Here is a 25,166-nt window from a genome sequence, read left to right on the forward strand (position 1 = left end):
TTTCTTGTTCGTTACAGGTAGCCGGCGACGCGAAGCCGTTCGAAGGCGTCTTCGGTCTCGTGATCGAGCGCACGCCCGGCGCGCTCCGGCACCTTGGTGCCGTCGAGTTCGATCAGGATCTCGTCGATCGTGGTCGCGGTCGACGCCACGGGATTGGTGATGTCCTGATCGCCCAGCGAGCGGTAGCGCTTGCCGTCTTTCGCCAGGTACAGCGGGATGATCGGGATATTCTCGCGCTTGGTGTAGGCCCAGATATCCGCCTCGGTCCAATGCAGGATCGGGTGGATGCGCAGATGCGCGCCGGGCGGCGGCGAGGCGTTGAACTGGTCCCAGAATTCCGGCGGCTGATCGCGGACGTCCCATCCGCCTTCGGTGCCGCGCGGCGAGAACACGCGCTCCTTGGCGCGGGTAGCTTCCTCGTCGCGGCGAATGCCGGCAATCAGCCCGTCGAAGCCGTATTTGGCGAGCGCCAGCTTCAACCCTTCCGTTTTCCGCGCAGCCGAGCGTGCGGCCGGGGGCAGGGTCGGATCGATGCTTTCGATCGGCGGGCAATAGTCGACCTTGAGGTCGAGGCCCCATTCGCCCGCATACTGGTCGCGGAACGTGTACATTTCAGGAAATTTCTTGCCGGTGTCGACGTGGAGCGCAGGAAACGGGACCCGTCCGAAGAACGCCTTGCGCGCCAGCCAGATCATCACATTGGAGTCCTTGCCGAGCGACCACAGCAGTGCGAGCTTCTTCAGGCGCGCAAAGGCCTCGCGAAAAATATAGATGCTTTGCGCTTCCAACTCGTCGAGATGATCCATTGAGGGCATCCGCACGTCGGCACTCTCGCGTGGCGCGCCGCGCAACCCGTCTCTGCCATTATCGTTGTCGAGAAGATGCATCTCTATCTCTTGGTGTTTGGAGACAAAAATTCTATAGTTGCACTGCGGGAGAGAAGAAATAATTTTCTCTTTGCGCGGCTTGAATGAGAGATATATAGAAAATAATTCCAGTCAACCCCGGATTTTGGGGAGCGGAGTATCGGATGCGATTCTTGCCGGTGTTTCTCGATCTGCAGACCGGACCGATCCTGCTGATCGGTGCGGGCGAGCTCGTGCGCGCCAAGTTGCGATTGCTGCTGGCGGCCGGCGCGCGGATTCGCTGGTACGCCACCGACGGCAATTGCGACACGGCTGGGCTCGATCCTGAGGGAGTTGCGCGGATCGAGCATGCCGATGGCGACCCTCTCACGACCGATCTGTCCGGCGTCGTTGCGGTTCTCTGCGCTGGCGCGGGTGAACTGGGACATGCGATGGCCGCGCGGGCGAGGGCGTCGGGTGTTCCCGTCAACGTCATGGACGAACTTGCGCACTCCACTTTTATCTTTCCCGCCATCGTCGATCGCGGCGATGTCGTCGTCGCCATCGGCACCGGCGGCTCTGCCCCCGTGCTGGCGCGCCGCGTACGCGAAAAAATCGAATCCGTTCTGCCAGCGCGGATCGGAGATCTGGCCGGTTTCATCGGCCGCTGGCGCAAGCCGATGTCCGGCCGGCTCCCGGACATGTCGCTGCGGCGCCGGTTCTGGGAACGCGTGGTCGATGGCCCGATCGGCGCGCTGGTGCTTGCCGGTCGCGGCGCGGATGCCGAGCAGGCGTTACACGACATCGCCGACCCCATCGCCTTTGCCGGAGCGCTGTCATCCGGTGAGGTCGCCGGTCACGTGACATTGGTCGGCGCCGGTCCCGGTGATCCCGATCTGCTGACCGTCAAGGCGCTGCGTGCCCTGCAGGACGCGGACGTTGTTTTCTATGACGAGTTGGTTTCGCCTGAAATTCTCGATCGCATTCGCCGCGATGCATCGCGGGTGCCGGTCGGACGCCGCGTGGGCAGACCGGGCATCGGCCAGGACGCCGTCAACGCCCTGCTGATCGAGGCGGCGAAAGCCGGGCAGCGCGCGCTGCGCCTGAAGGGCGGCGATTGCTTCATCTTCGGCCGCGGCGGCGAGGAAATCGAAGCGCTGCGCCAAGCCGGTGTGTCCTACTCCATCATTCCGGGCATCACCGCGGCGCTGGGCGGCGCGGCGCAGTTCGAAGTGCCGCTGACCTACCGCCACGAGGCGCTGCGGCTCACATTTCTGACCGCCCACAAGGCCAAGGATGCGGAGACCGTCGACTGGGGCGCGCTCACCGACGAAAAAATGACGGTGGTTGTCTATATGGGCATGACGGCGGCGCCGACGATCCGCGAAGGTCTGCTCGCCGCGGGCCGTTCGCCGCAAACCCCGGTCGGCGTGTTTGCGCGCGTCACCCGGCCCGATGCGCAGGCGGTGGTCGGTACGCTCGGCGATCTGCCGGCGCTGGTTGCGCAGATCGAGAGCGGCCCGGCCATTCTCGTCATTGGCGATGTGGTCGCACATTCCGCGCCGTGGCGCCAATTGAACCTCTCTGAACTGATCCCCGAACTTCTGGTGGCTGCCGAATGACGTCTCCTCTGCAACAAAAAATCAAGATCACCGGCCCGTCGGTCATCACCGCCAACCGCACCTGGGACGGCGCAGTGATCTATCGCGACGGCCAGCACGGCTGGACCACCGATCTGTCCAGCGCCGCGGTTGTCCGTACGGCGGACGATGCGCGCGCGCTACTCACCGAATCCACCGCCGATGATGTCGGCGCGATCGGTCCCTATATCGCCCCTGTCGACGTCAAGGACGACGGCACGATCGAGCCCGGCAATCTGCGTGAGCAGATCCGGCGGCAAGGCGTCACCATCGATCTCCCGGTCCCGGCCTGAGGCTTTCTGAATCATGTATGCTTATGATGAAATCGACCGCACGCTGATCAACGAGCGCGTCTCCGAATTTCGCGACCAGGTGAAGCGCCGGCTGTCCGGTGAACTCACCGAGGACGAGTTCAAGATGCTGCGGCTGATGAACGGCGTCTATCTGCAACTGCACGCCTATATGTTCCGCGTCGCGATTCCCTACGGCACGCTGTCGGCCGACCAGATGCGCAAGATGGCCCATGTGGCGCGGCGCTATGATCGCGGCTACGGTCACTTCACCACGCGGCAGAACATCCAGTTCAACTGGATCAAGCTGGCCGATCTGCCCGACGCGCTGGAAGACCTCGCCAAGGTCGGTATCCATGCCATGCAGACCTCGGGCAACTGCACCCGCAACATCACCACCGATCAATGGGCCGGCGTAGCGCCCGGCGAGGTCGAAGACCCCCGGATCTGGTGCGAGCTGCTGCGGCAGTATTCCACCATGCATCCGGAATTCTCGTTCCTGCCGCGTAAGTTCAAGTTCGCCATCACTGCGTCGGCACATGACCGTGCCGCCATCAAGGTGCACGACATAGGCCTGCGGCTGCACAAGAACGACGGCGGCGAGACCGGCTTCGAGGTGCTCGTCGGTGGCGGTCTCGGCCGCACGCCGTTCATCGGCAAGACCATCAAGCCATTCGTGCCTGGGCGCGATCTGCTGAGCTATGTCGAGGCGATCCTGCGCGTCTACAACCAGTACGGTCGCCGCGACAACATCTACAAGGCGCGCATCAAGATCCTGGTGCACGAGCTCGGCATCGAGAAGTTTGCCGCCGAGGTCGAAGACGAGTGGCTGGCGATGCGCGATAATGCGCTGACGCTGGACGATGAGGTGGTCGAGGACATCCGTTCGCGCTTCACCTATCCGCACTACAAGCAGCTCACGGATCTGCCTGACGAGCTGAAGGCGGCATCGGCCGATCCGCATTTCGAAGCCTGGCGCCTGAATTCTGTCGCGCCCCACCGGCGGCCGGGTTATTCCATCGTGACGCTATCGCTGAAGCCGATCGGCGGCCCGCCCGGCGATGCCACCGCGGATCAGATGGACGCCATCGCCGATCTCGCCGACAAGTATTCGTTCGGCGAGATCCGCGTCGGTCACGAGCAAAATCTGGCGCTGCCCCATGTCGCCCAGCGCGACCTGCCGGCGCTGTGGCGCGCGCTCGACAAGATTGGCGTCGCCACGCCGAACGTCAATCTCGTGACCGACATCATCGCCTGTCCGGGGTTGGACTACTGCTCGCTTGCCAATACCCGCTCGATTCCGATCGCGCAGGAACTGACGCGACGCTTCGCCAATCACGACACGGCCAACCTGATCGGCCGCCTGCATGTCAATATTTCCGGCTGCATCAATGCCTGCGGGCATCATCACGTCGGTCATATCGGCATTCTCGGCGTCGAGAAGAACGGCGAGGAATTCTACCAGATCACCATCGGCGGCCGCGCCGACGAGCATGCCGTGGTCGGCACGCTGATCGGTCCGGCGGTTCCCTATGCTGATGTCGCCGATGTCGTCGAAGATATTGTCGAGGCCTATCTTGCGTTGCGCGCCCGGCCTGACGAACTGTTCATAGACGCCGTCAAGCGGCTCGGCGTCGAGCCCTTCAAGGAGCGCGTCTATGCCACTCGTTAAGGACGGCAAGATCGTCGGCGATTCATTCATTCACGTCGCCGACGATGTGGAGATTCCGGCCGAGGGCGCCGTGCTGATGTCGGCGGCGCGGTTCCTTGCCGATCCCGAGGCACTGGTGGGTCGCAACAATCCGACGGCTGTGATCTGGCCGAACAATCGGGATGTCGACGATCTCGTGCCCTGGCTCAGCAAGCTCGCCGCTGTTGCCCTGGTGTTCCCGACATTCCGCGATGGCCGTGCCTATAGCCAGGCGCGGTTGCTGCGCGAGCGTTACAAGTATCGTGGCGAACTGCGCGCCACCGGCCAGGTGCTGCGCGACCAGTTCGTGTTCATGCTGCGCGCCGGCTTCGATACGTTCGAGGTCAAAAAGGATGCCGACGCCGAGGCCTTCGCGGCCACTGCGCGGCGCTACACGGTGTTTTACCAGCCCACCGGCGATGGCCGGATCACTGCGCTGCATCGTCGCATGCAGCAGCGCCATCAGGCGGAGAGTGCAAATCCATGAACGCGCCGCTGCACCAGCGCAAGCCTGCCTTGCCGGTCGAATCCGCTACTCCCACGGAGCTGGTGGCTGAACTCGAGCAGGAGCTGCGTGCGGCGTCGCCGGCACAGATCATCGGCGCCGCCTTGAAGGTCGTCGCTCGCGACAGGCTTGCGGTGGTGTCGTCGTTCGGTACCGAGTCGGCGGCCCTGCTCAAGGTGATGTCCGAAGTCGATCCGGCGATCCCGGTGATCTTCCTCGATACCGGGTGGCTATTCGCGGAGACGCTGGCCTATCGCGATACGCTGATCGCCCAATTGGGCTTGCGCGATGTGCGCTCGATCAAGCCGCTTGATGCCGACCTTGATCGCGATGATCCCGAGCGCGATTTGTGGTTCTCCAATCCGGATCAATGCTGCTTCATTCGCAAGGTCGAACCGCTTCGCCGTTCGCTGGCGCCGTTCGACGCCTGGATCAACGGCCGCAAGCGGTTTCAGGGTGGTGCCCGCGCGGCGATCCCCGTGGTCGAGGCCGATGGCGCCCGTTTGAAGTTCAATCCGTTCGCCAATGTCTCGCGCGAGGACATCGAACTGATCTATGCGTCGGCCAAACTGCCGCCGCATCCGCTCACGACGTCGGGATTTCTGTCGGTCGGCTGCATGCCCTGCACCAGCAGAAGCGCGCCGGATGAGGACCAGCGCGCCGGCCGCTGGCGTGGCAAAGCCAAGACGGAATGTGGTATCCATACGATGCCGACTTCGTAGGATATTGCTGCCGTCATGCTGCCAACATTGAAATGTGGTTTCGTTGACTTCGAGTCTCGATTTCAAGAGTTTGAACGCGTTGCCGACGACGCTTCTGTTGTTGTGCTGGAGGTAGGTCATCATGGTTCGTCGTATCATTCCCGTCATCGCAAGCCTGCTCTGGGCTGGCTCTGCTTTCGCCGCCGACGTCACACTGCTCAACGTCTCCTACGATCCGACGCGCGAACTCTACTCCGATTTCAACAAGGCTTTCGCCGCGTCCTATCAGAAGGACACCGGCAAGAGCATCGAGATCAAGCAGTCCCATGGCGGGTCCGGTGCTCAGGCCCGTTCGGTCATCGATGGCCTTCAGGCCGATGTGGTTACCCTTGCGCTCGCCTACGATGTCGATGCCATCGCCAACAAGGGCCTGCTGGCCAAGGATTGGCAGAAGCGGCTGCCGCAGAATTCGTCGCCCTATACGTCGACCATCGTGTTCCTGGTGCGCAAAGGCAATCCCAAGGGCATCAAGGATTGGGATGACCTGATCAAATCCGGCGTCAGCGTGATTACGCCGAACCCGAAAACCTCCGGCGGGGCGCGCTGGAACTATCTCGCCGCCTGGGGCTATGCGGAGAAAAAGTTCGGTTCGAAGGACAAGGCGCGCGAATTCGTCGGCAATATCTTCAAGAACGTGCCGGTGCTGGATACCGGCGCGCGCGGTTCGACCATCACTTTCGTCGAGCGTGGCGTCGGCGACGTCTTGCTCGCGTGGGAGAACGAAGCCTTTCTCGCGGTGAAGGAATTCGGTAAGGACAAGTTCGAGATCGTGGCCCCGCCATTGTCGATCCTGGCCGAGCCGCCGGTCGCGGTGGTCGATACCGTCTCCGACAAGAAGGGTACCAAGGCCGCGGCTGAAGCCTACCTGAAATACTGGTATGCCCCGGAAGGACAAGAAATTGCCGCACGCAATTTCTATCGTCCACGCGATTCCGCGGTGGGCGAGAAGTATGCGGCGTCATTTGCCAAGGTGAACCTGTTCACCATCGACGACGTGTTCGGCGGCTGGACCAAGGCGCAGAGCGAGCATTTCAGCGATGGCGGGATCTTCGATAAGATCTACAAGAACTGATCGACGACACCTGCTGTCCGGGCCGGATCGGCGCCCGGGCAGCAACTGAATAGTTAGGGGACATTGTGGGCGGGGCATCAAGACGGAGCGCATTGCCGGGATTCGGGCTGACCATGGGCCTGACCCTGACATGGCTGTCGCTGCTTATCCTGATCCCGCTCGCAGGCCTTTTCGTCAAGACTACAGAACTCAGCTTCGCCCAGTTCATCGAAACGGTCACCAGCAATCGCACGCTGCACGCGCTGAAGATCTCGTTCGGCCTCGCCTTCCTCGCTGCACTCGTCAATCTTGTGGCGGGCCTGATCATCGTCTGGGCGCTGGTGCGCTACCGGTTTCCCGGTCGCCGTATCTTCGATGCGATCGTCGATATCCCATTCGCGCTGCCGACTGCGGTGGCCGGCGTGGCGCTGACCACGCTGTTCGCGCAGAAGGGCTGGCTCGGCGCGCCGCTGGCGGAGCTCGGCATCAAGGTGGCGTTCACGCCGCTGGGCATCTTCATCGCAATGATCTTCATTGGGATTCCTTTCGTGGTGCGCACGGTGCAGCCGGTGCTGATCGATCTCGAAGTGGAGATCGAGGAGGCGGCAGCCTGTCTCGGCGCCAACCGGTGGCAGACCATCACCCGCGTGATCCTGCCCAGCCTGACGCCTGCTATCCTCACCGGCTTTGCGCTGGCCTTCGCCCGTGCCGTCGGTGAATACGGCTCGGTCATTTTTATCGCCGGCAACCTGCCCAACGTCTCGGAGATTGCGCCGCTGCTGATCGTGATCCGGTTGTCCGAATTTCGCTACGCGGACGCGACCGCCATCGCAGTCGTGATGCTGGTCACATCGTTTCTGATCATCTTCGTTCTGAACCGTATCCAGCGGTGGGCGCAGACGCGCGCGCTGACCATGGGATGAAGCGGTCATGACCATCACCTCCACCAATGCCACCGCTGCCGCCCCGCCTGCAGCTGCGGACACCGCGTCGGCAGCATTGCCGGCCAAGCCCTACGTGGCACCGCTGGCGAGGCGTGATGCCCGCACCGAACCGCGTCTGGTCCGCTGCATCATCATTACGCTGGCGTTATCGTTTCTGACGGTATTCGTCGTGCTGCCGCTGGTGCTGGTGTTTGCCGAGGCATTTTCCAAGGGCGTCAGCTTCTATCTCAAGGCGCTGGCCGATCCCGAGGCGCTCGCTGCGATCTGGCTGACACTGATCACCGCGGCGATCTCGGTCGGCCTCAACCTGGTGTTCGGAGTGGCGGCGGCCTGGGCTATCGCGAAATTCGAATTTCGCGGCAAGACCTTGCTGATTACCCTGATCGATCTGCCGTTCTCGGTGAGTCCGGTGATCTCCGGCCTGGTGTTCGTGCTGCTGTTCGGTGCGCAGGGTTTCTTCGGACCATGGCTGATGGCTCATGGCATTCATATCCTGTTTGCAATGCCGGCCATCGTGCTGGCCACCACCTTCGTGACCTTCCCCTTTGTCGCGCGTGAATTGATTCCGCTGATGCAGGAGCAGGGATCGCAAGAGGAGGAGGCGGCCATTTCGCTCGGCGCTTCTGGCTGGCAAACCTTCATGAAGGTGACGCTGCCCAACGTGAAATGGGGTCTGCTGTACGGCGTTTTGCTGTGCAATGCCCGCGCAATGGGCGAATTCGGTGCCGTCTCGGTGGTCTCCGGGCATATCCGCGGCGAGACCAACACCATGCCGCTGCTGGTGGAGATCCTGTATAATGAATATCAGATGGTGGGCGCCTTCGCGATCGCGTCGCTGCTGGCCATGCTGGCGCTGATCACGCTGATCGCGAAGACAATCCTGGAAGGTCAAATCGTGGAAGGACAGCAGGCCCGTGACGATTGAAGTTCGCAATATCGTCAAGCAGTTCGGCTCCTTCAAGGCGCTGGACAATGTTGATCTCAAGGTCGAGACCGGCGAGCTGGTGGCGCTGCTCGGTCCATCAGGCTCGGGGAAGACCACGCTGCTGCGGATCATCGCCGGCCTGGACTGGCCAGACTCCGGGAGCGTCAGTTTTGACGGCGAGGACGCGCTGTCGCGCGGCGCCGGCGAACGCCATGTCGGCTTCGTGTTCCAGCACTACGCGCTGTTCCGCCATATGAGCGTGTTCGAGAACGTCGCCTTCGGCCTGCGCGTGCAGCCCCGCGCCGTCCGCCGTTCCGACGCCGAGATCAGGAAGCGGGTCAAGGATCTGCTCGACCTCGTGCAGCTCGACTGGCTGGCCGACCGCTATCCGAGCCGGCTGTCCGGCGGCCAGCGCCAGCGCATCGCGCTGGCTCGCGCGCTGGCCATCGAGCCGCGCATCCTGCTGCTTGACGAGCCGTTCGGCGCGCTCGACGCCAAGGTGCGCAAGGAACTGCGCAAATGGCTGCGCTCGCTGCATGAGGAAATCCACGTCACCTCGATCTTCGTCACCCACGACCAGGAGGAGGCCCTCGAGGTCGCCAACCGCGTGGTGGTCATGGACAAGGGCCGTATCGAGCAGATCGGCACGCCGGGCGACGTCTATGACGAGCCGGCGACCGCCTTCGTGCACGGCTTCATTGGTGAATCCATCATGCTGCCCGTGAACATCAGCGACGGCCGGGTCCGGCTGGGTGACCAAGTGCTCAACCTGGAGGCGCGCAACGCGGCCTCCGGCCCGTCGCAGCTGTTCATTCGCCGTCACGATATCGCCATCGGTCCGGCCGGCAGCGGCGTCCTGGAAGGTGCCGTCAAGCGGGTCCGCGCCTTCGGCCCGACCCAGCGCGCCGATATCCTGCTCAATGCCGCCGGCGACGACCGGCTGATCGAGATCGACGCGCCGCGCGACGGTGTGCTCAAGGCTGGCGACATCGTCGGCCTGCAGCCGCGTCGGTATCGGATCTTCGCCGCGCAGGATTAAGCCCAAACTCCCTTGTCGTCCCCGCGCATGCGAGGACCCGGTAAACGCAGGTGTTGGTGAGACTCCCGAACGTGCGCGTCTACTGGGGCGCCCAGCCCAGGCGCGCAATTGCGCACCCGATCGGGCGATGACACCTGGGTGGGGGCAACATCCTCGTTTCTTCACCTTTCAGCCACGGTTGGTGTGCAACAAACGCGCCTCAGGTTGGGAGATGTTTGATGCGCGCGGCGGTGGCCATAGTTGGATTTTTGCTGCTCGGCGGCTGTGCCGGGGATGTCGCGCCGTCGACCGACCAGCCCACCATGTATCTCAGCATGGCCAACGGCGGCGCCAAGCTCGATCCGGTGGCCGCGGCCTCAATGATTTCGCTGTACCGCCAGAACAACGGCCTCGGCCCCGTTGTGGTCGATCCCGCATTGATGGCGCTGGCCGAAGACCAGTCCACCGCCATGGCGAAGAAGAACAAGCTCGATCATGACATCAAGGCGCCGCTGGCCAAGCGCCTGAACGCCGGCGGCTATCCGGCCACCCTCGCGGTGGAAAATGTCTCCGCCGGCTATCACACCATGGCCGAAGCATTTTCCGGTTGGCGGGACTCGCCTCCGCACCGCGCCAACATGCTGAAAAGCGGCGTCACAAAATTGGGTATCGCTGCGACCTATGCTCCCAACACCAAATACAAGGTGTTCTGGACCATGATTCTGGCCTCTACCGACAACAAATGATTGTGCATGTTGCCATGCAGCATCGCCGTTGACCTCGTCGCCAAGGGGCGGCACGGTAGGGCTTCGTTCATCAGGTTTGATTGAGGGGCTATGGACACGTCCGATCAATCCGGTACCGCGGTGCCGGCCAAGGCGCACCGCGTGCTGGTGCTGCAGGGCGGCGGTGCGCTCGGTTCGTACCAGGCCGGCGCCTATCAGTCGCTGTGCCACCATGATTTCGAACCGGAATGGGTCGCCGGGATTTCGATTGGCGCGATCAACGCCGCCATCATCGCCGGGAATCCACGCGACAAGCGCATCGGCCGGCTAAAGGAGTTCTGGGAACTGGCGTCGTCGCCGGTGCCCTGGCAGCCTGAACTGCCGAACGATCGCGCACACTCGGCGTTCGATGGCGCCAGTGCCGCGATGATCCTTGCCTTCGGCGTTCCCGGATTCTTCACGCCGCGCTTTCCGCCGGCACAATTGTTTCCGTCCAGCAGTCTGCCGTCGATGAGCTATTACGACACGACGCCGCTGCGCGCGACGCTGCTGCGGCTGGTGGACTTCGATCGCATCAACGCCAAGACCACGCGGTTCAGCGTCGGCGCCGTCAACATCGCCACCGGCAATTTCACCTACTTCGACAACATGAAGCAGACCATCGGGCCGGAGCACATCATGGCCTCGGCAGCGCTGCCGCCGGGCTTTCCGGCTATCGAGATCGATGGCGAGTTCTACTGGGACGGCGGCATCGCTTCCAACACGCCGCTGGATTACGTGCTGGATCAGCACACGACCGAGGACCTGCTGATCTTTCAGGTCGATCTGTTCAGCGCGCGCGGGCCGCTGCCGGCAACGCTGCTGGATGCGGCGGAGCGTGAAAAGGACATCCGCTTTTCCAGCCGAACGCGCATGAACACTGACAAGAACAAGAAGATTCACAACACCATCAAGGCGCTCAGCGACCTGATCGCCAAGTTGCCCGATGAACTGAAAAACGATCCGTCGGTGGCCATTCTCGAGGAAGCCACCAAGGAAAACACCGTCACCGTGGTGCACCTGATCTATCGCCGCAAGAATTACGAGTCGTCGTCGAAAGACTACAATTTCTCCCGGCTCAACATGATCGATCACTGGCAGTCCGGCGAACGCGACGTCCATCTCTCGATGAAGCATCCCGAATGGTTCGAACGGCCGCAGAACGGCGAGACCATGGTGACCTGGGATCTGACAGCGGATGACTTGGCCTGAGATCCGAATTCCGAACCGCACACAGCATCAACAGGAGCGAATGAATGGCTAATCTTAAAGGCAAGACCGCGGTCGTCACAGGCTCGACCAGCGGCATCGGGTTGGCCTATGCGCGCGCCTTCGCCGGCGCCGGAGCCAATATCGTGCTGAACGGCATGGGCGCCCCCGACGATATCGAGAAGGAACGCGCTGGAATTGAAAAGGATTTTGGTGTCAAGGCGATCCATTCGCCGGCCGACATGACCAAGCCTGCGGAAATCGCGGCCATGGTGGCACTCGGCGAGAGCACCTATGGCTCCGTCGACATCCTGGTCAACAATGCCGGCATCCAGTTCGTGTCGCCGATCGAGGAGTTTCCCATCGAAAAATGGGACGCCATCATTGCCATCAACCTGTCGTCTGCGTTTCACGGCATCCGCGCCGCCGTGCCGCTGATGAAGAAGGCCGGCTGGGGCCGTATCATCAACACCGCGTCGGCGCATTCGCTGGTCGCCTCGCCGTTCAAGTCCGCCTACGTCTCCGCCAAGCACGGCATTGCCGGCCTGACCAAGACCGTGGCGCTGGAGCTGGCGACCCACAAGATCACCTGCAACTGCATCAGCCCGGGCTATGTCTGGACGCCGCTTGTGGAGAAGCAGATCCCCGACACCATGAAGGCGCGTGGCCTCACCAAGGAGCAGGTCATCAAGGACGTGCTGCTGGAAGCCCAGCCGACCAAGGAGTTCGTAACCTCCGAGCAGGTCGCGGCGCTGGCCCTGTTCCTGTGCGGCGATGACGCCGCCCAGATCACCGGTGCCAACCTGTCCATCGACGGTGGTTGGACCGCGGAGTAGGGCGGTACACGCTCCGACTTTGACGTTTGTCATGGCCGGGGATGTTGTCCCGGCCATCCACGGCGATCCTCAGTCGACGTCCTTCAAGGGGCGTCGCGAGGTATGCCGCATGTACAGGATATCAATTTCGTTGCCGCGTACTCGATAGAATATCTGATACGGATAGCGCACGACGGACGCGACCCGGACATTCGAGCGTTGAGACACGCGCGGCGCGGCTTCCGGTGTCCGATCAATGCGATTGATAACATCGCGGAAGCGCAGTTCGACCGCCTCGGCTATCGCAGGACTGGCGTTCTCGACGTAGTACGCTGCGATCTCGTGGAGATCAGCGAGCGCGCGCGGCGAATAGACCAGCTTCATCGCTGCCGGAATTTGGCAAAAGCCGCTTCTACCTCCGCCTCGCTGGCGACGTCGCCCGCGTCAATCGAGGCTATGGCGGCATCGATGATGCGCAGTTCCTCTGGCGTCGCGACGTAGTCTCCGCCCTGCAGCTCGCTTTCGATCTGGTTCGCCACGGCGACCAGTTCATCCTGGGCCGCCTCGGGCCAGGATGTTGCGCGCTCCAAAAGGGTCTTGAGCTCGTTCGCGGTCATACCCAAATGCTAACAGATGTCGGCCGCCCATTCCAGCCGGGGGCGTCAGGCCCGCTTCCCGAATGCCAGCACGTGCAGTCCCAATCGCGTGCGGACGATCCAGAACAGCAGCACCGTCTCGAACGCCAGCGAGATCGAGGTGGCGGCGGCGGCGCCATGGCCGCCGAAGCGCGGCACCACCGCCAGGCACAGCACCACATTCATTGCGAAGGCGGAGGCATAGGCCAGCGCGCAGATGTTCTGGTGGCCGAGCATGTTGAGCAGCCGCTCCACCGGGCCGATGGCCGAGCGCACCACCAGGCCGATGGCCGCGATAAACATGATATCGTAACCGTCGACGAATGTCGGCCCGAACAGCCACAGCAGAGGCTTGCCCAGCGCCAGCAGGATGACGGTGGCGGCCAGCGACGGCCAGAACGTCCACTTGATGGCGTGGGTGACGTAGGCCGCCAGCCGGTCGTTGTCGCCGGCGTTGTGATATTCGGTGAAGCGATGCGCGGTGGTCGCGGACATCGCGTAGTGAATGAACGACACCAGCGCCAGCGTCTTGACCACGGCGAAATACACGCCGACCTCGTCCGAGGGGCGGAACTGCTGCAGCACCAGCACGTCGGTGTAGGACAGCAGCAGATAGAAGCTCTCGACCAGCAGGATCGGCAGCGAGGTCTTGAGCCAGCCGCGGTAGTCATAGGCCTTTGGCCCGGGCGTCATGTGCGCTTTGAGGCGGCGGTTGAGCACGAGCATCTGGCCGATCATGGCGATCCACACCGCAGCGACGCTGGCCAGCATCGCAATGGCGGCGCCGAGATGGAAGCCGAGCGCGAAGGCGCCGGCGGTGAACCCGATGATCAACGCCTGTCGCACGATGAATTGCGGCATCAGGCCGAGCGACATCCAGTCATGGGAGCGGGCGATGCCGTCCTGGGTGTTGGCGACGACGAAGGCCGGCAGCGTCAGGCAGCCGAGATACAGCGGCACGATGCTGGCAGGGTCGATCCACGGCGACAGGAGTTTCACAAGGCCGGCGAGCAGCAGCGATATGATCGCCGAGACGATGCCGGTCATCCAGCGGCTGCCAGAGAGAAATCCGCGTAGCCGTGCATGGTCGCCGCTGATGCGATATTCGGGAATGATCTTCTGCGCGGAGGCCGAGATCCCGAAGTCCATCATCGAGCCGAGCAGCAGCACCCAGGTCCAGACGTAGACGTAGACGCCGTAATCCGACCCGCCCATCCAGCGCGCCAGCAGGATCTGCGAGACATAGGCGAGGCCCGCGCTGATAAAGCGGATCAGAAAGATCGTGCCGGCCAGCCGTCGCGTCAGCGACGCGTCGCCGGAGCCGGTGAAAATTCCGCGCAGCCGCGCCCATGGGCCGGCAGGCTGCACGACGGGTGCGTCTTGAAGATTCAGCACGGCCACAACGGGATCTCTGGCCGCACGGAGCGCGGCGACGCGCCATGGTCGCAAAGAATCCTTAATATCCGGTTGGGCGATGCGCTGGACGGGGCCGCTACGGGGCCTACGGCAGTTTGACGTCGAATTCGTACGCCTGGTCCGCGCCCAGCAAAGTGAGCTTCAGGGCTGCCCCCTCGGCAGTCGCGCCGGGCGGCAGGCCAGTCAGGTCGAACGCGAAGCGGCGCGCCCCGGCAGGGCCTGAGCTGACCTGCTTCGGTGCCGGCAGCGCCCAGTCCGAGGTCGGGCCTTCGGCCAGCAGGCTTACCTCGCCGGTCTCCGGAGCGGTCACGTCGACCAGCACGGTCTTGTCCTCGCGCTTGACGCTCCGGATGGTCAGCGGATTGTCGTCGCCGACCTTGGCGGGCTTCGGTACCGTCGCGAGAGCGGCGTGGAGCGCGCTGTCCGAGGTGCTGGCGGGGCTATTGAAGGCGAGCTCGGCGCTGGCCTCCACCGGTACGCAGAGCTTTTCACAGACCGCATAGTTGATGGTGGCGCGCAGCGTCAGCGGCTTGTCGGAATGCTTCGCCACGATTCGCAGCGGCATCAGGACCCCCGTCCGATAGCCGATCGACTGCCCGCCGGCACCATCGTCGAACCGCTGCGGCGCAGGCCACAGTGCGGTGACCGATGCCACATTGTCGGATTTGGAGAAGTCGAAGCGCGGCGGCACACCGGAGTCGCCAGGATCGCGCCAGTAGGTATGCCATCCGGGATCGAGCTGGAACGCCACGCCGCCCAAGACCGTGCCGCCGCTGCGCGAGCCCGCCAGCAATTGGATACTGGAATGGCGGTCCTTCTGCCACGCCGATGCGTCCTGCGCGTGGGCACCGGACGGGGCGGATAGGGCCAGCAGCCCGGCGAACAGGCCGGTGAGACCGGCGGGAACCATCGTTTTCATAGCGTTTTCTTACAGGGAGCGGTCGTCTGAAACCACTGAACTGCTTGTGATACCGATTTTAGGTGCGCTGCGAAGGTTGATTGACAGACGACACACCCAATATCAGGATGGGCACCAACACGAGAGCGCTTTGCCGATGGAACCGACACGCAAGCGGACCAGGAAAAGCCGGAGCACGAGCGAGAACACCTCGTCCGGCAGTTATCTCGACGGCCAGTTGCTGATCGCCATGCCGGTGATGGAAGACGAACGGTTCGCGCGCTCGGTGATCTACGTCTGCGCGCATTCCTCCGAAGGTGCCATGGGCATCATCGTCAATCGCCCGGCGGGAAGCATCGATTTTCCGGAACTGCTGGTTCAGCTCGAGATCATCGATAAGGCCGACCAGATCAAGCTGCCGGAAAATGCCGAATCCATGAAGGTGCTGAAGGGCGGCCCGGTGGAAACCGGCCGCGGATTCGTGCTGCATTCCAGCGACTTCTTCATCAAGGACGCCACGCTGCCGATCGACGATGGCATCTGCCTCACCGCGACGGTGGATATCCTGCGGGCCATCGCAAAGGGCGGCGGGCCGAAGCACGCCATACTGGCGCTGGGCTATGCCGGCTGGGCGCCCGGGCAGCTCGAGACCGAGATCCAGGGCAATGGCTGGCTGCACTGCGCGGCCGACGAGGATCTGATTTTCGGCGGCGACGTCGAGGCCAAATACCTCCGCGCCCTCAACAAGATCGGCGTTGATCCCGGCATGCTGTCCAACGAGGCCGGCCACGCCTGACCTGACGGCTTTCGTGCTGTCAACGTCTGGCCACCGCCGCCAACCTGGCGGCGCACAAACGCAACTTCAGCTCGCTGCTTCCAGCCGCTGCTCTTCCGTCAACATCCGCATCGCCGCATCGGCGTCCATCGGCTCGCCGAAGGCAAAGCCCTGCGCGTATTCGCAACCGAGCTGGTAAAGCTCGACGGCGTCGGAATCGGTCTCGACGCCCTCTGCGACCACGTCCATGCCGAGATCGTGGGCCATGGCGATGATCGACTTCAGGATCACCGGGCGGGTGCCGCGCGCGGTGGTGCGGACGAAGGACTGGTCGATCTTCAGCGTGTCGAACGGGAAGCGCTGCAGGTAGCTCAGCGATGAGTGGCCGGTGCCGAAATCGTCCAGTGACAGGCCGGTGCCGAGCTCGCGGATTCGGTGCAGCATTTGCGCCGCGTGTTCCGGGTTTTCCATCACCAGCGATTCCGTCAGCTCCAGCTTGAGCGTTCCGCGCGCGACCGACGAGCGCGACAGCACGGTGCGGATGTCATGCAGCAGGTCGTGGCGCAGCAACTGCCGCGACGACACGTTGACGCTGGCGAAGATCGGCTCGCGCGAGCGCATCGCGCGCTGCCAGATCGCCAGCTGCTTGGCGGTCTGGTCCATCACGAACATGCCGAGGTCGATGATCAGTCCGATTTCCTCGGCGATGGCGATGAATTCCACCGGCGACATGCGGCCGAGCTTGGGATGATCCCAGCGCGCCAGCGCCTCGAAGCCGGCGATGGATCGATCCTCCAGCCGCACGATCGGCTGGTACAGGATGGTGATTTCCTGACGCTCGATGGCGCGGCGCAGTTCGGACTCCAGCGTCAGCCGGTCGGTCTTGCGGGCGCGCATCGCGGGCTTGTAGACGTCGATGCGGTCGCCGCCGATGCGCTTGGAGTGATACATCGCCAGCTCGGCGTCCTTGATGATCTCATCAGTGAGCTGCACGGCGGGATCGCTGAGCGCGAGGCCGATCGATGCGGTCAGGAAGATCTCGCGGTCGTTGAAGGCGATGGGCGCGCGGATGGTCTTGCGAATGGTCTCGGCGAAGGCGGTGATCTTGGCGGGGTCCTGCTCGGACATCAGGATCAGGCCGAACTGGTCGCCGGCGAGCCGGGCCAGGGTGTCCTGCGGCTTCAGGATGCGGGTCAGGCGGCGCGCCAGCGTCAGCAGGATCGAATCGCCGACCGCGATGCCGACCGAATCGTTGACCTGCTTGAAGCGGTCGAGGTCGATCACCATCAGGGTCGGCCGCAATGTCGGGATGGTCTTGGCGAGATTGGCCACCGCGTTGAGGCGGTCGATGAACAGCTTGCGGTTGGGCAGTCCGGTGAGGTTGTCGTGCACGGAGTCGTGCAGCATGCGTTCTTCGGCATTCTTGGCTTCGGTGACGTCGGTCAGCGTGCCGACCACGCGCGAGACTTCGCCGTCGGAGCCGACCACCGGGCGCGCCTTCAGCGCAAACCACATGAAATGGCCGTCCGGGGTGCGCAGCCGGAAATCCTGCACCAGACGGCCGCGGCGCTGATCGAGCACGCTGTCGAGCGCGGCCCTGAACCGGTCCTGATCGAGCGGATGCAGCACTTCGAGCCATTTCGCGGCAGGGCCTTCCAGCGTGCCGCGTTTCAGCCCGAGCAGATGTTCGGTCTCGGGGCTGGTGAATACCTTGTCGGCGGAGACGTCCCAGTCCCAGATCAGGTCGCCCGAGCCGGTCAGCGCCAGAGCGCGGCGCTCGACATCGGAGACGATACCGTTGGTGGCGCCGCCGCCGGCGAAGGCATGCTGCATCACTGTGAAGCCGATCAGCATCACGATAAGCACCAGGCCGCCGAGCAGGGCCGGGCCGACGATGTCGTTGGTGACTGACCCCGCCACCGCCATGCCGGCGGCGACGACCCAGACCACCAGCAGGAACCAGGTCGGGATCAGCAGTACCGCGCGGTCGAAGCCATGGGTCGAGAGATAGATGATCAGGCCGAAACCGGCGAAGGCGATCAGCACCAGCGAGATGCGGGCGATGCCGGAAGCTACCGCGGGATCGAACAGCGCCAGCGCCACCAGCGAGCCGAGGAAGACCAGCCACGCCAGCGTGATGTGCGAGTAGCGCACATGCCAGCGGCTGAGGTTGAGATAGGCGAACAGGAACACCAGCAGGGTGGCCGCGAGGATCGCTTCGCCCGAAGCGCGCCACACGCGCTCGGCGCCGGCGGACATGTCGAGCACCTTGCCCCAGAAGCCGAAGTCGACGCCGATATAGACCAGCACGGCCCAGGCCAGCGCGGCGGCGGCGGGGAACATGATGCTGCCCTTGACCACGAACAGGATAGTCAGCACCAGCGCCAGCAGGCCGGAAATGCCGATCACGATGCCCTGGTATAGCGTGAAGGAGTTGACCTTGTCCTTGTAGGCTTCCGGCTCCCACAGATAGAGCTGCGGCAGCTTGTCGGTGCGCAATTCGGCGACGAAGGTGATCACCGCGCCGGGGTCGAGCGTGACCCGGAAGATGTCCGCGGTGGCGGAGTCCTGCCGTTCCGGACGATCGCCGGTGGACGGCGTGATGGTGGCGATGCGGGACAGGCCGAGATCGGGCCATAGCAGCCCGGACGAGACGATCCGGTAATGCGGCGCGACGATCAGGCGGTCGAGTTGGTCGTCGGTGTTGTTGGCAAGCGCGAACACCACCCAGTTCTGGCCGGCTTCGCGGCCGCGGACCTCGATGCGGCGGACGATGCCGTCGGTGCCAGGCGCGGTGGAGACCTGGATGCGATCGGTGTCGCTGCGCTGATACTCGAGGATAGCCGTGAGGTCGATTGCGGGCGCGTCGCTGCGGACACTGACCGCATCGATGGCGCGTGCCGGTTGCGCGGCAACAGCAATCATGAGGCCCAGCGCGAGGGGCGCAAGCCACCTGATCAGACGCAATGTCAGTACTCCGCTTTCAACCCGTGAGCGGAACGCGGCCTGCGGGGCAGGGCCTGTTCCGACACGCGATAAATGACATGAAAGTGAGGATTATCAAAGGGTTTCCCGCCAGTTACCCCGGCTAAACGACCAACACAATTTTGCCAATATGTTGGCTGGATTCCATCCGCCGATGAGCGTCGGCGGCCTGTTCCAGCGGGAACGTGCTGTCCATCAAGGGTTTCACCTTTCCGTCGCGCAGCAGCGGCAGCACATTGGCCTCGATGGCCCGCACCATGGCCGCCTTGTCGGCGGCGGAGCGCGGCCGCAGCGTCGAGCCGGTATGATGCAGCCGCTTTCGCATGATCTTGGAGATGTTGACTGTAGCCTTCATGCCGTTCAGCACCGCGATCTGGACGATGCGGCCGTCCATTGCCGCGGCGTCGTAATTTTTGTCGACATAGTCGCCGCCGACCATGTCGAGGATCAACTCGACGCCGTTGCCGTCGGTGATCTCCTTGACGCGGGCGACGAAGTCCTCGGTCTTGTAATTGATGGCGTGGTCGGCGCCGAGCTTGAGGCAGGCGTCGGCCTTGTCCTGCGAGCCGACGGTGACGATCACTTTTGAGCCGAATGCCTTGGCGAGCTGGATCGCCATGGTGCCGATGCCGGAGGAGCCGCCATGGATCAGCACGGTCTCGCCGGGTTGCAAGCCGCCGCGCTCGAACACATTGTGCCACACCGTCATCAGCGTTTCGGCGGTGGCGCCGGCCTCGATCATCGAGAACCCGTCAGGCACGGTCATGGCCTGGGCGTCCGGCGCGATGCAATATTGCGCGTAGCCGCCGCCGGCCACCAGCGACATCACCTTGTCACCGATCTTGTGCTTGCTGGCGCCTTCGCCGAGAGCCACCACCTCGCCGGAGATTTCGAGGCCGGGCAGGTCGGAGGCACCGGGCGGCGGCGGATAGCTGCCGGAGCGCTGCGCCACGTCCGGTCGGTTGACCCCGGCGGCGGCGACCTTGACCAGGATCTCGCCGGGACCGGGCATCGGGACCGGGCGGGTCTCGGGTAACAGCACTTCGGGGCCGCCGGGCTTGCTGATGCCAATGACGGTCATTTGCGCGGGCAGCTTTTCCATGATTTGTCCTTGCGGCGAACGGGGGTATCGAAGAGACCCTGATTAGACAGCCGCGCAAGGGCTGGCAACCATCCCACTGACCGTTGCAGACGGGGTACCCATGGCGATCGACGACGAAGACAAGCCGAAAAAGAAGGTCAGCCACGAGATCGGCCAGGACCTGACCCTGCTGTCGGTCGAGGAACTCGCCGAGCGCATCGCTTTGCTCAATGCGGAGATCCAGCGATTGCAATCCAGCATGCAACTCAAGCGCGCCACGCGCGACGCTGCGGATCGTTTTTTCAAAAGCTGAGAAAGCGCGAAGGCGCCCTTGCCCGGATGCTGCGCAACGCGCTGCTGTTCGCAACGGTGCGCGCAGCCTGTCCGGAGTTCGGCTTTGTCGCCGCGAACCTGGATCCCGAACATGTGGAGCGGAGCAAGCTTTGCTTCGCGAGGGCGCATCGCTTTTGATGCGCGCCGACATCGCAGTCCCGTTTTGAGACACGTCATGCGGGATGGCAAACAACATGTGAAGAAAACCCGCTCATTTACGGGCAATTAAGCTTTCCCGGATATTACTTGAATTGTCCTTGTTTGGACACCGAGTGGCTCCTGTCCACTCTGTTTGACGCCTCCCTGTTATCAACTTCAAAGCCGCCGGAAACGGCGGCTCTTTTTTGCGTCGTTGGTGCCGGCATGGCGCTGGAAACCATAACGAGTGATTAATTTTCGCGCCGCTGGACTCTCCGTCCGGCGCGCGCAATGATTTGTTCATCATAAAGCCGGTTGTTTTGCGGCCGGCGGACATTCATTTGCGTGAGGCGTTAACTATGTCGGATCGTTTGCACAGCGAAACCGCTCTTGTTCAGTTCAGCGAGCGGCTGACCAACTCAGCGGCGTTCGGCACCCTGTTCCGGGAGGGCATGGACCTGGTCGAGGAGACGGCGGCGTATCTGGACGGTGCAGGGCGCCTCGAGGCCAAGGCGCTCGATCGTTCGGTCAGCCTGACCTACGCCACCGAAAGCATGCGGCTTACCACACGGCTGATGCAGCTCGCGTCCTGGCTGCTGCTGCACCGTGCGGTCAAGGAGGGCGAGATGACGCTCTCCCAGGCCAACCGCGAAAAGACCAAGGTCAAGCTCAGCGCGGCTGATCCCAGTCCCGACGACATGTTGTTGAAGCTGCCGCAGCAATTGCAGGAATTGATTGCCCGTTCGATGGCCTTGCAGACCAAGGTTCGCCGCCTCGATGGCACCATTCATGCCCCGGTCTCGGAGCAGGCGTCGATCGGCAATCCGCTGGTGCCGCAGATGAATCGTCTGAAGGCGGCGTTCGAGCGCTGAGATCCCGTCATTTCCCGCCACGCCGATTGGTGTGGCGGGAATGCCAAACTGTTGCGCAGCCAACCACCGCTAAAGTGCGCTAAGTATCCCCTCGCTAGATGAGGGGCACTATCATGGCATCTGATATCAGGGCACTGACCGGCGTGCGAGGCGTCGCCGCCGCGGTCATTGTGGTCTATCACTTCGGCGACGTTCAGCTCGCCACCGGCGGCACCGCCTCGTATTTCCGGATTCCGTTCGGCTATCTGCTGGTCGATCTGTTCTTCATGCTCAGCGGCTATGTGATGGCGCTGACCTACAAGGACGCCTTTGCTCACCTCACGCTCAGCAAATTCTCCACCTTCATGGTGAAGCGCGTGGCGCGGCTGTACCCGGCCTATTTCGTCATCGGCCTGTTCTATGTGGCAAAGATGGCGGCCGGTCTGTCAGGCGACCATCTGTCGATGTATTCGGCATGGGACTGGGTCGGCAATCTGCTGATGATGACCGGATGGGGCCTGTACATCTATCCGGTGATCGGCGTGGCCTGGGCGGCGAGCGCCGAGATGGGCTCCTATCTGCTGCTGCCGATCCTGATGGCGTTCACATTGCGCAAGAGTGCGGCGACCGCAGGCATCGCCGTACTGGCTGCCTTCGTCGCGATCTATGCCGTCAGCGTCAGCGGCCGGGGCTCCGGCGGCTCGCTCGATGTGGTCAACGGCAATTCGTTCTATCCGTTGGTCCGCGCCGTGGCCGGCTTCACGCTGGGACTGGCGATCTTCCGTTTCGCTGACATCCTCGACCGGCTGTCGATGGCGGTGCAGGACGCGCTGGTGATCGGCATTCTCATGGCGATGGTCGCGGTGGGCATGTTCAGCCGCAGCGACTTGCCGCTGTATTTTCTGTTCATTCCGCTGGTCGCGGTGCTGTCGCGCGACGGCCGCATGGCGCAATGGCTGTTCGGCAATGCGCTGGTCTACCGCCTCGGCATCATCTCCTATTCGATCTACCTCATCCATCCGCTGTTCGTGAGCTTTGCGGTGCGTACCTGGCGGCATTTTGGCCAGAGCGAGGGAGTCTATGTGGCGGCGGCTGTTGCCTGCTTCGCCGCAATCTGGCTGCTGGCCGAACTGAGCTATCGCTTCGTCGAGATGCCCGGCCGCGCCACAATTGCGGGGGCGTTGTTGCCGCGCAGGAGCGGTGCGACCGCGGCGTGATCGCCCGTCCGCTGCTGTGGCGTGATGCCACATCGGAATACCGCTCGATCTTGTGGACGGCACAAAAGAAAAACGCCCCGCAGAGCGGGGCGTTTTGCAACTGGGAGATCCGAAGGATCAGGCCGAAGCGGCCTCGTCCTTCTTGAGGAAGCCCGAGAACTTCTTCTGGAAGCGCGACACGCGACCGCCGCGATCGAGCAACTGGGCGGAACCGCCGGTCCAGGCCGGATGGGTCTTGCAGTCGATGTCGAGGTTCAGCTTGTCGCCTTCCTTGCCCCAAGTGGAGCGGGTCTGGTACTCGGTCCCGTCGGTCATAACGACCGTAATCATATGATATTCCGGGTGAATTTCGGCTTTCATAGCATATCCTTCGGCGCGCTGACGCCTGAATCACGATGATTTCGGGGGCGAATTTGGCTGCTCTATATCGCAGGAATGCCGGTGAGACAAGGACGCCGGTCATTTGCGTCGAACGTCATGCAGGCCTATTTGAGGCTGGCGATGAGGATGGTCAGATCTGATGAGTGCAGTCGAACGGCTTGAAATCCCAGCCGGCGAGAAATCGCCGCTTCCGCAGCCCGCTGCTGTGCCTCCGGAGCCGTCACTGGTTGAGGTCGTCGCTGACGCGCCAGCGCCCAGTCGGGCCAGGCTGCGCCCGCTGCTGGCGCTGGCGCCCTATGTGGCGCGCTACCGCGGGCGGGCGCTGCTGGCGCTGGTGTCCCTGACGATTGCGGCGCTGACCACGCTGGTGGTGCCGGTGGCGGCGCGCCGCATGATCGACTTCGGCTTCAGCCCCGAAGGCTTCGCACTCATCAACAGCTATTTCAGCGTCATGATCGCCGTGGTCGCGGTGCTCGCGCTGGCCAGTGCCGCCCGCTACTATCTGGTGATGACCATCGGCGAGCGCATCGTTGCCGATCTGCGCCGCGACGTGTTCGCGCACCTCACCGCGCTGTCGCCGTCGTTCTTCGATTCGGCCCGGTCCGGCGAACTGGTGTCGCGGCTGACCGCCGATACCACGCAGATCAAGGCCGCCGTCGGTGCTTCGGTGTCGATCGCGTTGCGCAACATCATCATGTTCCTCGGCGCCTCCGCCATGATGGTGATCTCGAGCCCGAAGCTGTCCGGCTTCGTGCTGGCGGCGATTCCGCTGATCGTGATTCCGCTGGTGGCGTTCGGGCGCTGGGTGCGCCGGCTGTCGCGGACGGCGCAGGACACGCTGGGCGAGGCTTCTGCCTATGCCGGCGAACTGGTGGGCGCGATCCGCACCGTGCAGGCCTATACCAACGAAAACCTTGCCAATGCCCGGTTCGGCGGCGAGGTCGAGCAGGCCTATGAGGCCGCGCGCAGCTCGACCCGCGCCCGCGCGGTGTTGACCGCCATCATCATCTTCATCGTGTTTTCCAGCGTCGTCGGCATCCTCTGGGTCGGCTCGCATGACGTGCTGTCGGGCGCCCTGACGGCGGGCCGGCTCGGGCAGTTCGTGCTCTATGCGGCATTTGCCGCCTCGAGCCTCGGGCAGCTCAGCGAAGTCTGGGGCGAGGTCTCGGCAGCATCCGGCGCATCCGAGCGGCTGTTCGAAATCCTCAACGTCAAGTCTGCCATTCAGGCGCCTCCCGTGCCGCGCGCGCTGCCGAAGCCCGCCCGCGGCGACGTGACCTTCGACAAGGTGGTGTTCGCCTATCCGACACGTCCCGACATCATGTCGGTGGATGGCGTGTCGCTGGCGGTGAAATCCGGCGAGAAGGTCGCCATCGTCGGTCCATCGGGCGCCGGCAAGAGCACGCTGTTTCATCTGCTGCTGCGGTTTTACGATCCGAAGAGCGGCACGATCTCGTTCGACGGCACGCCGATCCGCGACACCGATCCGCGCGAGCTGCGCAAGCGTATCGCGCTGGTGCCGCAGGATTCGGTGATTTTCGCCGCCACCGCGCGCGAGAATATCCGCTTCGGTCGCCCCGATGCCACCGACGCCGAGGTCGAGCATGCCGCCAGCCTGGCGCATGCCACCGAGTTCATTCGCCGCCTGCCGGACGGCTTCGAAGCGCAGCTCGGCGAGCGCGGCGTCACCCTGTCCGGCGGCCAGCGCCAGCGCATCGCCATTGCCCGCGCCATCCTGCGCGATGCGCCGTTGCTGTTGCTCGACGAGGCGACCTCGGCGCTCGATGCCGAATCCGAGACGCTGGTGCAGACCGCGCTGGAAGAACTGATGAGACACCGCACCACGCTGGTGATCGCGCATCGCCTCGCCACCGTTCTGTCCTGCGACCGCATCCTGGTGATGGAGCACGGCCGCATCGTCGAGCAGGGCACCCACGCCTCGCTGGTCGCTGCCGGCGGGCTTTATGCCCGGCTGGCAAGGCTGCAGTTCGGGGTGTGA

Annotated in this window: 26 protein-coding genes; 18 read left to right on the plus strand and 8 right to left on the minus strand. The window is 63.5% G+C overall.

Features of this window, described 5'->3' with window-relative positions:
* Positions 1 to 11: 11 nt before the first annotated feature.
* Complete coding sequence (gene cysD / locus ACUXVA_RS12630) at positions 12 to 887, minus strand: sulfate adenylyltransferase subunit CysD (RefSeq protein ID WP_265079990.1); 876 nt, start codon at positions 885 to 887, stop codon at positions 12 to 14.
* A 143-nt stretch (positions 888 to 1,030) separates the two neighbouring features.
* On the opposite strand from cysD, the gene cysG reads away from it, so the two are divergent.
* From cysG to ACUXVA_RS12690, 12 genes are all read left to right on the plus strand, one after another.
* Positions 1,031 to 2,467 carry a siroheme synthase CysG gene (gene cysG / locus ACUXVA_RS12635; RefSeq protein WP_445492458.1) on the plus strand — a complete coding sequence of 479 codons (1,437 nt, stop codon included), beginning with the start codon at positions 1,031 to 1,033 and terminating at the stop codon, positions 2,465 to 2,467.
* Complete coding sequence (locus tag ACUXVA_RS12640) at positions 2,464 to 2,778, plus strand: DUF2849 domain-containing protein (protein ID WP_265079988.1); 315 nt, start codon at positions 2,464 to 2,466, stop codon at positions 2,776 to 2,778. Before cysG ends, ACUXVA_RS12640 begins: the two co-directional genes overlap by 4 nt.
* 13 nt (positions 2,779 to 2,791) lie before the next feature.
* Complete coding sequence (locus ACUXVA_RS12645; protein ID WP_265079987.1) at positions 2,792 to 4,447, plus strand: nitrite/sulfite reductase; 1,656 nt, start codon at positions 2,792 to 2,794, stop codon at positions 4,445 to 4,447.
* A complete protein-coding gene (locus ACUXVA_RS12650) occupies positions 4,434 to 4,952 on the plus strand; it encodes a DUF934 domain-containing protein (RefSeq protein ID WP_265079986.1) in 519 nt (172 codons plus the stop codon). Before ACUXVA_RS12645 ends, ACUXVA_RS12650 begins: the two co-directional genes overlap by 14 nt.
* Entirely contained in the window at positions 4,949 to 5,692 is a 744-nt protein-coding gene (locus ACUXVA_RS12655) for a phosphoadenylyl-sulfate reductase (RefSeq protein ID WP_265079985.1), read from the plus strand. The genes ACUXVA_RS12650 and ACUXVA_RS12655 overlap by 4 nt, the downstream gene beginning before the upstream one ends.
* A gap of 121 nt (positions 5,693 to 5,813) precedes the next feature.
* The gene (locus ACUXVA_RS12660) at positions 5,814 to 6,803 is read left to right on the plus strand and encodes a sulfate ABC transporter substrate-binding protein (RefSeq protein ID WP_445492461.1); all 990 of its coding nucleotides are present in this window, start codon (positions 5,814 to 5,816) and stop codon (positions 6,801 to 6,803) included.
* Positions 6,804 to 6,868: 65 nt separating this feature from the next.
* Positions 6,869 to 7,705, plus strand: a complete 837-nt coding sequence (gene cysT / locus ACUXVA_RS12665) for a sulfate ABC transporter permease subunit CysT (protein ID WP_445492463.1) — start codon at positions 6,869 to 6,871, stop codon at positions 7,703 to 7,705.
* 7 nt (positions 7,706 to 7,712) lie between these two features.
* The gene (gene cysW, locus ACUXVA_RS12670; RefSeq protein WP_265079982.1) at positions 7,713 to 8,651 is read left to right on the plus strand and encodes a sulfate ABC transporter permease subunit CysW; all 939 of its coding nucleotides are present in this window, start codon (positions 7,713 to 7,715) and stop codon (positions 8,649 to 8,651) included.
* Positions 8,641 to 9,690, plus strand: a complete 1,050-nt coding sequence (locus ACUXVA_RS12675) for a sulfate/molybdate ABC transporter ATP-binding protein (protein WP_445492465.1) — start codon at positions 8,641 to 8,643, stop codon at positions 9,688 to 9,690. Before cysW ends, ACUXVA_RS12675 begins: the two co-directional genes overlap by 11 nt.
* A 218-nt stretch (positions 9,691 to 9,908) precedes the next feature.
* Positions 9,909 to 10,415: a CAP domain-containing protein gene (locus ACUXVA_RS12680; protein ID WP_413776395.1), complete on the plus strand. Its 507-nt coding sequence runs from the start codon at positions 9,909 to 9,911 to the stop codon at positions 10,413 to 10,415.
* Positions 10,416 to 10,505: 90 nt separating this feature from the next.
* Entirely contained in the window at positions 10,506 to 11,645 is a 1,140-nt protein-coding gene (locus ACUXVA_RS12685; protein WP_265079979.1) for a patatin-like phospholipase family protein, read from the plus strand.
* Positions 11,646 to 11,689: 44 nt separating this feature from the next.
* On the plus strand, positions 11,690 to 12,478 hold the full coding sequence (locus ACUXVA_RS12690; protein ID WP_265079978.1) for a 3-hydroxybutyrate dehydrogenase: 789 nt from the start codon (positions 11,690 to 11,692) through the stop codon (positions 12,476 to 12,478).
* A gap of 69 nt (positions 12,479 to 12,547) precedes the next feature.
* Here the strand turns inward: ACUXVA_RS12690 and ACUXVA_RS12695 are convergent, their stop codons facing one another.
* From ACUXVA_RS12695 to ACUXVA_RS12710, 4 genes are all read right to left on the minus strand, one after another.
* Positions 12,548 to 12,841: a type II toxin-antitoxin system RelE/ParE family toxin gene (locus tag ACUXVA_RS12695; protein ID WP_445492468.1), complete on the minus strand. Its 294-nt coding sequence runs from the start codon at positions 12,839 to 12,841 to the stop codon at positions 12,548 to 12,550.
* The gene (locus tag ACUXVA_RS12700; protein ID WP_265079976.1) at positions 12,838 to 13,074 is read right to left on the minus strand and encodes a hypothetical protein; all 237 of its coding nucleotides are present in this window, start codon (positions 13,072 to 13,074) and stop codon (positions 12,838 to 12,840) included. The genes ACUXVA_RS12695 and ACUXVA_RS12700 overlap by 4 nt, the downstream gene beginning before the upstream one ends.
* A gap of 45 nt (positions 13,075 to 13,119) precedes the next feature.
* The gene (locus ACUXVA_RS12705; RefSeq protein ID WP_413776394.1) at positions 13,120 to 14,487 is read right to left on the minus strand and encodes an oligosaccharide flippase family protein; all 1,368 of its coding nucleotides are present in this window, start codon (positions 14,485 to 14,487) and stop codon (positions 13,120 to 13,122) included.
* Between the two features lie 106 nt (positions 14,488 to 14,593).
* Complete coding sequence (locus ACUXVA_RS12710) at positions 14,594 to 15,427, minus strand: protein-disulfide reductase DsbD domain-containing protein (protein WP_445492471.1); 834 nt, start codon at positions 15,425 to 15,427, stop codon at positions 14,594 to 14,596.
* Between the two features lie 136 nt (positions 15,428 to 15,563).
* On the opposite strand from ACUXVA_RS12710, the gene ACUXVA_RS12715 reads away from it, so the two are divergent.
* Complete coding sequence (locus tag ACUXVA_RS12715; protein WP_445492473.1) at positions 15,564 to 16,202, plus strand: YqgE/AlgH family protein; 639 nt, start codon at positions 15,564 to 15,566, stop codon at positions 16,200 to 16,202.
* Positions 16,203 to 16,268: 66 nt separating this feature from the next.
* Here the strand turns inward: ACUXVA_RS12715 and ACUXVA_RS12720 are convergent, their stop codons facing one another.
* Complete coding sequence (locus ACUXVA_RS12720) at positions 16,269 to 19,148, minus strand: sensor domain-containing phosphodiesterase (protein ID WP_265079973.1); 2,880 nt, start codon at positions 19,146 to 19,148, stop codon at positions 16,269 to 16,271.
* A gap of 121 nt (positions 19,149 to 19,269) precedes the next feature.
* Complete coding sequence (locus tag ACUXVA_RS12725) at positions 19,270 to 20,268, minus strand: NAD(P)H-quinone oxidoreductase (RefSeq protein WP_265079972.1); 999 nt, start codon at positions 20,266 to 20,268, stop codon at positions 19,270 to 19,272.
* 100 nt (positions 20,269 to 20,368) lie between these two features.
* Here ACUXVA_RS12725 and ACUXVA_RS12730 point away from each other — a divergent pair, with 100 nt between their 5' ends.
* The 4 genes from ACUXVA_RS12730 (at position 20,369) to ACUXVA_RS12745 (ending at position 22,786) form a co-directional block, all read left to right on the plus strand.
* Positions 20,369 to 20,560 carry a DUF1192 domain-containing protein gene (locus ACUXVA_RS12730; protein WP_265079971.1) on the plus strand — a complete coding sequence of 64 codons (192 nt, stop codon included), beginning with the start codon at positions 20,369 to 20,371 and terminating at the stop codon, positions 20,558 to 20,560.
* 26 nt (positions 20,561 to 20,586) lie between these two features.
* Positions 20,587 to 20,718 carry a hypothetical protein gene (locus tag ACUXVA_RS12735; protein WP_265079970.1) on the plus strand — a complete coding sequence of 44 codons (132 nt, stop codon included), beginning with the start codon at positions 20,587 to 20,589 and terminating at the stop codon, positions 20,716 to 20,718.
* A gap of 359 nt (positions 20,719 to 21,077) precedes the next feature.
* Complete coding sequence (gene rcdA, locus ACUXVA_RS12740) at positions 21,078 to 21,590, plus strand: protease adaptor protein RcdA (protein WP_265083816.1); 513 nt, start codon at positions 21,078 to 21,080, stop codon at positions 21,588 to 21,590.
* A 113-nt stretch (positions 21,591 to 21,703) separates the two neighbouring features.
* On the plus strand, positions 21,704 to 22,786 hold the full coding sequence (locus ACUXVA_RS12745) for an acyltransferase family protein (RefSeq protein WP_265079969.1): 1,083 nt from the start codon (positions 21,704 to 21,706) through the stop codon (positions 22,784 to 22,786).
* 117 nt (positions 22,787 to 22,903) lie between these two features.
* Here the strand turns inward: ACUXVA_RS12745 and rpmE are convergent, their stop codons facing one another.
* A complete protein-coding gene (rpmE, locus tag ACUXVA_RS12750; RefSeq protein ID WP_265079968.1) occupies positions 22,904 to 23,146 on the minus strand; it encodes a 50S ribosomal protein L31 in 243 nt (80 codons plus the stop codon).
* Between the two features lie 160 nt (positions 23,147 to 23,306).
* Here rpmE and ACUXVA_RS12755 point away from each other — a divergent pair, with 160 nt between their 5' ends.
* Positions 23,307 to 25,166, plus strand: coding sequence for an ABC transporter ATP-binding protein/permease (locus ACUXVA_RS12755; protein WP_265079967.1), 1,860 nt, complete (start codon positions 23,307 to 23,309; stop codon positions 25,164 to 25,166).

This window comes from Rhodopseudomonas sp. RCAM05734 (assembly GCF_052658035.1).

What these genes read in the sequence shown, in the direction of transcription:
- ACUXVA_RS12725 (WP_265079972.1), bottom strand. Translation starts at nt 20,268, where the DNA reads ATGGAAAAGCTGCCCGCGCAAATGACCGTCATTGGCATCAGCAAGCCC.
- ACUXVA_RS12650 (WP_265079986.1), top strand. Translation starts at nt 4,434, where the DNA reads ATGCCACTCGTTAAGGACGGCAAGATCGTCGGCGATTCATTCATTCAC.
- rcdA (WP_265083816.1), top strand. Translation starts at nt 21,078, where the DNA reads ATGTCGGATCGTTTGCACAGCGAAACCGCTCTTGTTCAGTTCAGCGAG.
- cysW (WP_265079982.1), top strand. Translation starts at nt 7,713, where the DNA reads ATGACCATCACCTCCACCAATGCCACCGCTGCCGCCCCGCCTGCAGCT.
- ACUXVA_RS12640 (WP_265079988.1), top strand. Translation starts at nt 2,464, where the DNA reads ATGACGTCTCCTCTGCAACAAAAAATCAAGATCACCGGCCCGTCGGTC.
- ACUXVA_RS12735 (WP_265079970.1), top strand. Translation starts at nt 20,587, where the DNA reads ATGCTGCGCAACGCGCTGCTGTTCGCAACGGTGCGCGCAGCCTGTCCG.
- ACUXVA_RS12700 (WP_265079976.1), bottom strand. Translation starts at nt 13,074, where the DNA reads ATGACCGCGAACGAGCTCAAGACCCTTTTGGAGCGCGCAACATCCTGG.
- ACUXVA_RS12710 (WP_445492471.1), bottom strand. Translation starts at nt 15,427, where the DNA reads ATGAAAACGATGGTTCCCGCCGGTCTCACCGGCCTGTTCGCCGGGCTG.
- ACUXVA_RS12730 (WP_265079971.1), top strand. Translation starts at nt 20,369, where the DNA reads ATGGCGATCGACGACGAAGACAAGCCGAAAAAGAAGGTCAGCCACGAG.
- ACUXVA_RS12755 (WP_265079967.1), top strand. Translation starts at nt 23,307, where the DNA reads ATGAGTGCAGTCGAACGGCTTGAAATCCCAGCCGGCGAGAAATCGCCG.
- ACUXVA_RS12645 (WP_265079987.1), top strand. Translation starts at nt 2,792, where the DNA reads ATGTATGCTTATGATGAAATCGACCGCACGCTGATCAACGAGCGCGTC.
- ACUXVA_RS12660 (WP_445492461.1), top strand. Translation starts at nt 5,814, where the DNA reads ATGGTTCGTCGTATCATTCCCGTCATCGCAAGCCTGCTCTGGGCTGGC.
- cysG (WP_445492458.1), top strand. Translation starts at nt 1,031, where the DNA reads ATGCGATTCTTGCCGGTGTTTCTCGATCTGCAGACCGGACCGATCCTG.
- ACUXVA_RS12655 (WP_265079985.1), top strand. Translation starts at nt 4,949, where the DNA reads ATGAACGCGCCGCTGCACCAGCGCAAGCCTGCCTTGCCGGTCGAATCC.
- ACUXVA_RS12685 (WP_265079979.1), top strand. Translation starts at nt 10,506, where the DNA reads ATGGACACGTCCGATCAATCCGGTACCGCGGTGCCGGCCAAGGCGCAC.
- ACUXVA_RS12715 (WP_445492473.1), top strand. Translation starts at nt 15,564, where the DNA reads ATGGAACCGACACGCAAGCGGACCAGGAAAAGCCGGAGCACGAGCGAG.
- ACUXVA_RS12690 (WP_265079978.1), top strand. Translation starts at nt 11,690, where the DNA reads ATGGCTAATCTTAAAGGCAAGACCGCGGTCGTCACAGGCTCGACCAGC.
- ACUXVA_RS12680 (WP_413776395.1), top strand. Translation starts at nt 9,909, where the DNA reads ATGCGCGCGGCGGTGGCCATAGTTGGATTTTTGCTGCTCGGCGGCTGT.
- ACUXVA_RS12745 (WP_265079969.1), top strand. Translation starts at nt 21,704, where the DNA reads ATGGCATCTGATATCAGGGCACTGACCGGCGTGCGAGGCGTCGCCGCC.
- ACUXVA_RS12695 (WP_445492468.1), bottom strand. Translation starts at nt 12,841, where the DNA reads ATGAAGCTGGTCTATTCGCCGCGCGCGCTCGCTGATCTCCACGAGATC.
- cysD (WP_265079990.1), bottom strand. Translation starts at nt 887, where the DNA reads ATGCATCTTCTCGACAACGATAATGGCAGAGACGGGTTGCGCGGCGCG.
- rpmE (WP_265079968.1), bottom strand. Translation starts at nt 23,146, where the DNA reads ATGAAAGCCGAAATTCACCCGGAATATCATATGATTACGGTCGTTATG.